Below are 1,996 nucleotides of genomic sequence, written 5' to 3'. Positions count from 1 at the left end.
TCTGCTGCTTCAACTCGACGACCACGTCGTCGAGCTCGTCGTAGTCCAGCGTCTCGGCGTGGGCCATCTCCCGGGCCTTCGCCAGCCGCTCGGTGAGGTGGTCGACGACGATGACCCGGCCGGCGCCCATCAGCCAGGAGGACTGGGCGGCGATCAGCCCCACCGGCCCGGCGCCCAGGACCACCACGGTGTCGCCCTCGGCGATCTCGCCGAGCTGCGCCCCGAAGTACCCGGTCGCGGCGGCGTCGGTGAGCAGCACCGCGTCCTCGTCGTGCATCCAGTCGGGGATCCTGACCGGACCCACGTCGGCGAAGGGCACCCGGACGTACTCCGCCTGACCACCGTCGTAGCCGCCGGTGGTGTGCGAGTAGCCGTAGATGCCACCGACCGCGGTCGCGTTCGGGTTCACGTTGTGGCAGTTGGAGTAGAGGCCGCGTGCGCAGTACCAGCACGAGCCGCAGAAGATGTTGAACGGCACCATCACCCGGTCGCCCACCTGCAGGCGCTGCACCGAGGAGCCCACCTCGTCGACGACGCCGATGAACTCGTGGCCGAAGGTGTGGCCGATCCGGGTGTCCGGCATCAACCCGTGGTACAGGTGCAGGTCGGAACCGCAGATCGCGGCCAGTGTCACCCGGACGATCGCGTCGTTGGGGTGCTCGATCCGCGGTCGGTCCTTCTCCTCGACCCGCAGCTTGTACGGGCCTCGGTACGTCATCGCGCGCATGGTGCCTCCTCCGAACGGCTCGTCCGCCCGGGGTGCCCCGTGCGCGGCTCCGGCAACCGCGGCCGGTGTGTGAGGGTGGCGGGCATGCACCTGCTGCTGGAGTACACGCTGGCCGAGGACTACCTGGAGCGCCGGGCGGCCCTGCGGGACGACCACCTCGGCCTGGCCCGGGCTGCCCACGAACGGGGCGAGCTGCTGCTCGCCGGCGCGCTGCCGGACCCCTACGACCGGGCACTGCTGGTGTGGGCCGCGCCCCGCGAGGTCGTCGAGCGCTTCGTCGAGGCCGACCCCTACGTCGTGCACGGGCTGGTGACCGGGTGGACCATCCGGCCCTGGAACGTGGTCATCGGCTGACCTGCGGTCCGGGCAGCTGCACCGTCGTCGTCACCCGCACCACGGAGGGACGGGGCGGCACCGAGCCGAACCCGAAGGTGACCGGCGGCCGCACCGGCGACACCGCGCCCAGCGGCTCGCCGTCCCACGTCGCGTCGACCGAGGCCACGGTGTGCAGGTCCGGCACGCCGTACCACTCGGTGCGCCCGTTGCCGGCCGAACCGGTGGTGCGCAGCCCGGTCAGCAGCCGGGCCGACCGGTCGAGCAGCCCGACCCAGCCGGGCCGCCGGGCCAGCGGCGCGGGCACCGCACGCAGCAGCCGGCCCAGCACGGGACGGCGGCCCACGCGGACCGACATCGCCAGCGGGCCGGCGCGCACCGTCCACGTCGCGCCGTTCCGGGTCACCGCCACGTCCACCAGCCGCACCTCGTCGAAGGAGTAGGTCGACCCGACGAAGTCGGCCACCTGCCCGCTCGGCGCGAGCAGCACCCGGTGCCCGTCCGGCCGCTGCACCATGGCGTCGGAGAACGCCCCCAGCGGCGAGGACGGCCAGTGCCCGAGCACGATCCGGGTGCCCGAGGTGGTGCCGGTCCCGAGGATCCAGCCGTCGAACCGCAGCCGTGTCGTCACCGGTGGTCCCTGTCCACGACCGCGTCCGCTCAACCCGCCGGCAGCACCTTCCCCGGGTTCATCAGCCCCGCCGGGTCGAGCAGCGCCTTGACCCCGCGCATCAACTCCAGCTCCAGCGGGTCCTCGTAGTCGGTGAGCAGGTCCCGCTTGGCCACCCCGACGCCGTGCTCGGCGCTGATGCTGCCGGCGAAGGAGGCGGTGGAGTCGTAGACGACCCGGGCCAGCTCGTCGGCCCGGGCGCGGAACGCCGCGTCGTCGCTGCCCTCCGGCTTGCTCAGGTTGTAGTGCAGGTTGCCGTCGCCCAC

Annotated in this window: 4 protein-coding genes; 1 reads left to right on the top strand and 3 read right to left on the bottom strand. The window is 73.0% G+C overall.

Annotation, left to right across the window (positions count from 1 at the left end):
- Positions 1-727 (bottom strand): alcohol dehydrogenase catalytic domain-containing protein (locus G5C62_RS26755; protein WP_164703378.1); only part of this gene is annotated, 727 nt, incomplete at its 3' end.
- A gap of 84 nt (positions 728-811) precedes the next feature.
- On the opposite strand from G5C62_RS26755, the gene G5C62_RS26750 reads away from it, so the two are divergent.
- Complete coding sequence (locus G5C62_RS26750) at positions 812-1,081, top strand: YciI-like protein (protein ID WP_164703377.1); 270 nt, start codon at positions 812-814, stop codon at positions 1,079-1,081.
- Here the strand turns inward: G5C62_RS26750 and G5C62_RS26745 are convergent.
- Entirely contained in the window at positions 1,071-1,691 is a 621-nt protein-coding gene (locus G5C62_RS26745; RefSeq protein WP_164703376.1) for a hypothetical protein, read from the bottom strand. The genes G5C62_RS26750 and G5C62_RS26745 overlap by 11 nt on opposite strands.
- A gap of 29 nt (positions 1,692-1,720) precedes the next feature.
- A partial coding sequence (locus G5C62_RS26740) for an FAD-binding oxidoreductase (RefSeq protein WP_277424828.1) occupies positions 1,721-1,996 on the bottom strand: 276 nt, incomplete at its 5' end.

The organism is Modestobacter sp. KNN46-3 (assembly GCF_011039295.1).
Note: the sequence above shows the minus strand (reverse complement) of the source record. Positions and strands in the feature narration are given on the sequence as shown.